The organism is Rhodothermales bacterium, from assembly GCA_013002345.1.
GTDB lineage: Bacteria > Bacteroidota > Rhodothermia > Rhodothermales > JABDKH01 > JABDKH01.
Window position 1 is genome coordinate 1 of the sequence record JABDKH010000028.1, and the last position, 7,269, is coordinate 7,269.

Consider the following 7,269-nt stretch of genomic DNA (forward strand, 5'->3'; position numbering starts at 1 on the left):
GGCGGCTATGGTTCGAAGGGTATTGGAGAGATTGGACTCGTTCCGACCGCCGGAGCGGTTGCTGCCGCCCTTCATTCATATGACGGTGTGCGTCGTTTCCGACTGCCTATGCAGGACTCGCCGGCAGCCGCGCCGTCTGTCCCAAAATCACGCAACAAGAAAAAGACCACCGGTTAGGTCATGAGACATTTCATGCGGTGTAATTTCGCCTGACGCCGAGCATGGCAGAACTGACCCCCATCCCCTTTCCAGAACTTCTGCGCCGGATGCGGCGTGAAGTCGAAGTCAGCCGATCGATCTTTGACCTGCCCGCGAGCAAGTGGTTCACGCCGACGGCCGACTTTGACTTCAGCGCCACGCATTTCGGACGCAGCGCCTCGACGCCCGTCGGACCGGCCGCGGGACCGCACACGCAGCTCGCACAGAACATTGTTTTGTCGTGGCTGGCGGGCGGGCGAATCCTTGAACTAAAGACGGTCCAGGTTAACGACCGCCTGGAAATTCCCCGACCGTGCATTCACGTACCGAACGTCGGGTACAACGTCGAGTGGTCGCAGGAACTGCGCGTAGAAGAATCACTCGTGGAGTACGCGAAAGCGGTCTACCTGATCGAAATCCTTAAGGACACCAGGGTGTTTGGTGTCTATGACGACAACCCGGCCTTTGACGCGAGCACCGATACGGTATACGATATCAGTGTCGGCTACGACCTCGACGGAATTCGCTCGGAGAAAGTCACCGGTTATCTGCGGGCGATGCGGAATCCGGGTTCACATTTTGATGCGCTCCGCGGTCTAATGGATGGCGATCTCGCCGCATTCCGGGATGTACCGCTGCCGCCCACGATCTCGGAGTGCGTCACGCTGTCAACGTTCCACGGCTGCCCTGCAGATCAGATCGAGTTGATAGCAAAATACCTGCTGCAAGATATTGGCCTGCATACGATTATAAAGATCAACCCTACTCTCCTGGGATTTAATACGGTCCGGGATCTCGTGGTTGATCGACTTGGGTATGACGATATCGAGCTACGCCGTGAAGCGTTCGAACAGGATCTGAAGTACGACGACGGCCTGGAAATTCTTCGGCGGTTGCGTACGGTGGCGGAAGACCAGGGGTCATCGATCGGGGCCAAGTTTACCAATACGCTCGTCGTGGCCAACAAGCCTGAGTTTTTCCAGACTCAGTCCGACCCGTACATGTATGTGTCCGGTCCTCCGCTGCATGTGATATCGATGACGCTGATGCAGCGATTTCGGGAGGACCTGGGTTTCGAATTTCCGGTTTCGTTTTCCGCGGGTATCGACAAACTCAACTTCCCGTCGGCTGTCGCCTGCGGCATGGTGCCGGTCACGACGTGTACCGATCTGCTCAGGCAAGGTGGCTACGGCCGTCTGCCCCGTTACCTGATGGCGCTGGGAAAGAAGATGCGGGCCAAGGGTGCCACGAGTCGCGAGGCGTATGTTATCGCAGCGACTGATCACGGGGCGCAGGCCATTGAAGAGGCCGTACTGTCGCAGAGTGAGGGCCGTAGGCTGTGGGACCGCAACGGCACTCAATTGACAACTGTCGCCAGAGACGAACCTGACCAGCTGCCGACCGCATTGCGAGCATTGGCGGCTGAAGAGAACCTCGATGGCGATGCGCTTGTTTTGCTCGCTACCCGCATCGCCGGCCGCCTCAATGGACGCGACATCGTTCCCCCGCTCGCGGACGATCGACGATATCACGCAGAGTCCAACAGAAAGGAGCCTCGACGCATTGAAAGCACGCTGGCACTGTATGACTGCATAAACTGCGACCTGTGCATCAGCGCCTGTCCCAACGATGCGATCTTTGCCTACGACGCGACGCCGACTACCGCAGCGACGGAGGTCGTTGGTTTAGGTGTCGGCAACGAGCTGCGGCTTACCGCCGGTACGGAATTCGTCATTGGCGAGTCGCATCAGCTTGCCGTGGTCGAAGGTGCCTGTAACGAGTGTTCGAATTGCGAGGTCTACTGTCCGGAGCACGGCGCCCCGTTCCTGGTTAAGGAGCGTGTGTACATCTCGATGACTGATTTCAGAAGAGATGTCTCGGGCGACGGCTTCTGCCGCCAGGATGACCTTCTTTACGGGCGAATTGACGGCAATGAAATCACGTTCAGACCAGAGCCACATCTCAATCGCGGAACAGCCGAATTCAACGGCGTCCGACTCGATCTCACCTGGGATCCGCTCGAGGTAAAGGCGTGCCATGGAGACGCGATGGACATGATCGAGATGGACACGCGTGTGTTGTGGCGAATGAAAACCGTCTGGGAGTCCATCTTCAATTCCCGTCGGCCCAACACGGTAAATCCCGAGCCTGCTCTGGCGGGCGACGCGACATGACAGAGTCTGTACTCCTGTATAACGGATGGGTCGTCACATCATACTCTCAGGAGCAAGTAACGAGTCCGCGTGTCACTCCCGATGGGGCCGTTGTTTTTACGGGCGATCGGATAACCGCCGTCGGCCCGAGGGCGAACCTCGAGAGTGATTACCCGGATGCGCGTCGCGTCGATGCAGGCGGCGGATTGATTGCGCCCGGTCTCGTCAATCTGCATCATCATTTCTACTCGGCGCTGGCGCGCGGCTTGAACCCGGGCACGCCGATGAGCAACTTCGCGGATGTGCTCGATCGACTCTGGTGGCGACTGGATCGCGCCCTCGATCTGGAGACGGTTCGCCTCTCAGCCCAGCTTTCGCTGGCCGACTGTGTGAGGTGGGGCTGCACGACTGTCTTCGATCACCACGCGTCTCCGAACTGTATCAGCGGCAGTCTGGATGCCATTGGAGGCGCAGTTAAAGAGAGCGGTCTATCGGCCTTGCTGTGTTACGAGATCACCGATCGAAACGGCCACGACCAGGCCCTGTCAGGACTTGAAGAGAATCTCCAGTTCATTGAAGCACATGCGGCCGATCCACGTGTTCGAGGCGTCATCGGGTTGCATGCGAGCTTCACGCTGAGGGACGATACATTGGCCGCCGTCGCGGAGCGCAGACGCGACGGCGTCGGATGTCATATTCACGTTGCGGAAGATCCGGTCGATGTAGAGGCCACGCAGGCCAGTTTTGGTATACGACCGGTTGAGCGGTTGATGCGCTTCGGACTTCTCGATCGGAACGGCCTGCTGGCCCACGGCATCCATCTCCAAGCTGACGAGTACCGGATGATCGCCGAGCACGATGCGATACTCGTTCATAATCCCGAGTCCAACGCGAATAACAGTGTTGGGCACCTGAACACGGTGAACCCCACCGGCCATGGTTGCCTCGTCGGCCTCGGGACAGACGGAATGTCGTCGGCTATGCTACGCGCGTTGCGCTCAGCGTTCCTCCTGCATCGTCAGGTGTCGGGGGACTGCGCATCGGGATTTGACGTCTTGCCTGATCTTCTGCACAACAATGTCAGCGCAGCCCGCCGATTCTTCGATGAACCTCTTCTCGGTGAGCTAGTCCCGGGCGCTCCGGCGGACATCGTTGTCGTTGACGCGCCTGCCCCGACGCCGTTGCATACCGATAACCTGTTCGCGCACATAGTGTATGGAGCTAGTGAATCGCCTGTCCGCCATACGATAGCGCGCGGCAGACTGCTCCTTGAAGACTTCAGACACACATTCATTGATCCTGTGGCGCTGGCCGCACGTGCTCAAGAATTGTCTCCGGCACTGTGGGCGCGGTTTGCGGATCTCAAGTGGGGAACGAAGTATCTGGGTGAGTGATACAGAGGTTTGACCAACACGAGACGGAATGAGTAAAGACACCATTCGGACGCGGGCAATTCAGCGGTGCAGGGAGAAGCGGATCCTGATTCCGACATTCGCAGAGATGAGGGATCCGACAAAGATAGACGCCGCTGTTGCGTCGGGATTGACGGCGCTTGATATGCAGGCCGTGGATCCACTCAACCTGTTTCGAATTACGTGGCGTAACGACCCGCGAAGCGGTGGATTCGGCAACGTAAATGCGTTTGAAATTCCGTCCGAACTGACGGGGGTGCGCGCACGAATCATCGGACTTGTCGGGCAGCACTTTCCGACCGGAGCGCACAAGGTGGGCGCCGCCTTCGGCTGTCTCGTTCCCCGACTTGTCAACGGCGAGTTTGACCCGACCATGCATCGGGCCGTGTGGCCGTCGACGGGCAACTACTGTCGCGGCGGAGCCTTCGACAGCGCGCTCCTGGGCTGCAACGCCATTGCCATTCTTCCGGAAGAGATGAGCCGGGAACGGTTTCAGTGGCTTGAGAATATTGGTGTCGAAATTATTGCGACACCGGGCGGCGAAAGCAATGTGAAGGAGATCTTCGACGTTTGCCACGAGCTCCGTCGAACGCATGACGATGTCGTCATCTTCAACCAGTTTTCGGAGTTCGGTAACTACCTCTGGCACTACGGAGTCACGGGGCCCGCGGCCGAGTCGGTTTTTCAGGACTTCGCCGGGTCAACGGGTCGCGTTGCGGCGTGGGTCGGCGCAACTGGATCGGCCGGAACGCTGGCGGCGGGCGACTATCTGAAGCATGTGTTCCCCTCGTGTCGTATTGCGGCCGCGGAGGCACTCCAGTGCCCCACACTCCTGCAAGCCGGCTTCGGCCACCACCGCATCGAAGGTATCGGCGACAAGCATGTACCTTGGATCCACAATGTCCGCAACACCGATGTCGTAACGGCGATCGACGACGAGGCGACGATCCGACTGATGCGGTTGTTCAATGAGCCGGAGGGTCGGGCAGAACTCCTGCTGCGCGGAATCGATGAGCGGGTCATATCTGATATGCCGCTGCTCGGCATCTCGAGTATCTGCAATCTGTTGGCGGCGATCAAGACCGCGCGATACTACGAGTTTGACGAGGACGATATCATCTTCACGTCCTTCACGGACGGAGTAGATCTCTACGCGACGCGACTCGATGAACTAAACGCATCGCGGGGCGCTTACACGGTGCGAAACGCGGCGGGTGATTTCGAGCGCTACCTGATGGGTGCGTCGACTGACCATCTTCGTGAACTCAGGTATGTGGATCGAAAAGCGATTCACAACCAAAAGTACTTTACCTGGGTGGAGCAGCAGGGCAAGACCGTTGAGGAACTGGATGCGTTGTGGAGCCCGGCATTCTGGAACGATCTCGCCACTCACATCCCACGCTGGGACGAAGCGATCGACGCCTTCAATCGGGACACAGGGGTTCTGAATGACATTCGAAACAGCGCACACGCGCATTGACAGGACTGAGCATGAGTGAAAGAGGCGCCGCGGCTCTGGATGCGGCACGTGAATACGAGGGTGACATCGTGCGCTTTCTGCGCGAAATGATCGCGATACGGGCAGAGAGTGGTAGCGAAGGCGAGCGATGCGAGCGTGTTCGCAGCGAATATGAGAAACTTGGCTTTGACGACGTCCACTTCGATCGCCTCGGCAATGTCATGGCCCGCCTGGGGTCGGGTCCATTGAAGATTCTGATGGACGGGCATATCGATTGTGTGGGCGTGGGCGATCCGGATGCGTGGGACTTCGATCCGTTCAAGGGCAAGATGGAGGACGGTAAAATCTGGGGTCGGGGTGCCGTTGATGAACTTCCGGCGATTGCCTGCATGGCGTACGGCGCAAAGATGCTTGCTGCCCGCGGGATTCCAGAAGACGTCACAATCTACCTGTCCGCCACGGTAATGGAAGAGGATTGTGATGGCTACTGCCTGCTTCACATGATCGAGAAGGAGGGTCTGCGACCCGATGTGGTGGTTATCGGAGAACCTACCGATCTCGACGTCTACCGGGGGCAGCGTGGTCGCATGGAGGCGACGATCACGACGCGCGGCAAGTCAGCGCACGGCGCTCACTGCGATCTCGGTATCAATGCGCTGTACAAGATGGCGCCGATCATTCGTGATATCGAGTCGCTGCACGGGCGGCTGAAGGACGACCCGTTCCTGGGGAAGGGTTCGGTGACGGTGACGTTTGTTGAGTGCACGACCCCTTCGTTGAACGCCGTTCCGGACAGCGCCCGGATATACATCGATCGGCGGCTGACAGTCGGCGAGACAGTCGAAAGCGCGCTCGAGGAGTTGAGATCGCTGCCGAGTATCGGGGACGCGGTCGTTGAACTTCTGGAATACGACACGAAGAGCTGGCGTGGCGAACGCGCCCACCAGGACAAGTACTATCCAACGTGGGTTCTGGACGAGGATCATCCGCTAGTCCAGGGAGTCGCGTCGGCCGTGGAGTCCGTGAACGGGGCGAAGCCCGCGATATCACGATGGTTCTTCTCGACGAACGGCGTGGCATCGATGGGTAGACACAACATTCCCTCCGTCGGGTTTGCGCCCGGCCTCGAAGCACTGGCGCACACGACCGGTGAATGGGTCGCCATCGAGGATCTGGTGAAGGCAGCCGCGGTGTACAGCCTGATTCCAGAGGATCTGGTTAAGCACAGGGAAGCACTATTGTCTGGTGGAGCCAGCTAAAGGATGAGAGATATGGATACTGACCTGAAGGGCCGACACTTCATCACAACGCAGGACTGGTCGGTCAGCGAGCTGGAGAAACTGTTCGCCCTGGCCGCGGATCTCAAGAAGGCGAAAGCGGAAGGGCGACTCACACCAATGCTAGCCGCCAGGACGCTCTATATGATCTTTTTCGATGCATCCACGAGAACCCGCAACTCTTTCGAGACCGGGATGACGCAACTCGGCGGCCATGCCGTGTATCTGTCGCCTGACAAGATGCAGATCAGTCACGGAGAGAATGCGCGCGACACGGCGAAAGTCCTGTCCCGCTATGGGGAGGGGCTGGCTATTCGCCACTGTGCGTATGGTGAGGGAAACGACTACCTGCGGGATGTTGCTTCGCATGCGGATATCCCGCTCCTGAACATGCAGTGCGACATATATCATCCGTGTCAGATCCTCGCGGATTTCCTGACGATTCGGGAGAAGTTCGGCAAAACGAAAGGGCTCAAACTTGGCGTAGCGTGGACCAGTGCGCCGAACTACGTGCGGCCGATTTCCGTGCCGCAGAGTCTGATTCTGATGATGCCGCGCTTCGGAATTGACGTCACGCTTGCGTACCCCCCCGAGTTCAAGTTGATGCCCGAGATCGAGGACCAGGCCGGGGCAAATGCTGAGGCCGGCGGTGCGCGATTCGAGATCAGTAACACGTTCGAGGATGCCTTCGAGGACGCCGACGTGGTGATCCCCAAGTCGTGGGGACCGCTGGTTACAACGCAGGATGTAAGCCAGGGTCTTCGTCTGAT

The 7,269-nt window shown here is 58.7% G+C and carries 5 protein-coding genes; all 5 read left to right on the plus strand.

Annotation, left to right across the window (positions count from 1 at the left end; all coding sequences use genetic code 11):
• Nucleotides 1-221: 221 nt before the first annotated feature.
• The gene (locus HKN37_01290; protein NNE45273.1) at nucleotides 222-2,372 is read left to right on the plus strand and encodes a 4Fe-4S binding protein; all 2,151 of its coding nucleotides are present in this window, start codon (nucleotides 222-224) and stop codon (nucleotides 2,370-2,372) included.
• Nucleotides 2,369-3,745: a putative aminohydrolase SsnA gene (gene ssnA / locus HKN37_01295; protein NNE45274.1), complete on the plus strand. Its 1,377-nt coding sequence runs from the start codon at nucleotides 2,369-2,371 to the stop codon at nucleotides 3,743-3,745. The genes HKN37_01290 and ssnA overlap by 4 nt, the downstream gene beginning before the upstream one ends.
• A gap of 28 nt (nucleotides 3,746-3,773) precedes the next feature.
• The gene (locus HKN37_01300; protein NNE45275.1) at nucleotides 3,774-5,243 is read left to right on the plus strand and encodes a pyridoxal-phosphate dependent enzyme; all 1,470 of its coding nucleotides are present in this window, start codon (nucleotides 3,774-3,776) and stop codon (nucleotides 5,241-5,243) included.
• A gap of 11 nt (nucleotides 5,244-5,254) precedes the next feature.
• The gene (locus HKN37_01305; GenBank protein ID NNE45276.1) at nucleotides 5,255-6,481 is read left to right on the plus strand and encodes a YgeY family selenium metabolism-linked hydrolase; all 1,227 of its coding nucleotides are present in this window, start codon (nucleotides 5,255-5,257) and stop codon (nucleotides 6,479-6,481) included.
• 12 nt (nucleotides 6,482-6,493) lie between these two features.
• On the plus strand, nucleotides 6,494-7,269 hold a 776-nt coding region (locus HKN37_01310; GenBank protein ID NNE45277.1), incomplete at its 3' end, for an ornithine carbamoyltransferase.

Bases quoted from the DNA above. Each gene is read 5' to 3' on its own strand.
- HKN37_01290 (NNE45273.1), top strand. From the start codon at position 222: ATGGCAGAACTGACCCCCATCCCCTTTCCAGAACTTCTGCGCCGGATG.
- ssnA (NNE45274.1), top strand. From the start codon at position 2,369: ATGACAGAGTCTGTACTCCTGTATAACGGATGGGTCGTCACATCATAC.
- HKN37_01300 (NNE45275.1), top strand. From the start codon at position 3,774: ATGAGTAAAGACACCATTCGGACGCGGGCAATTCAGCGGTGCAGGGAG.
- HKN37_01305 (NNE45276.1), top strand. From the start codon at position 5,255: ATGAGTGAAAGAGGCGCCGCGGCTCTGGATGCGGCACGTGAATACGAG.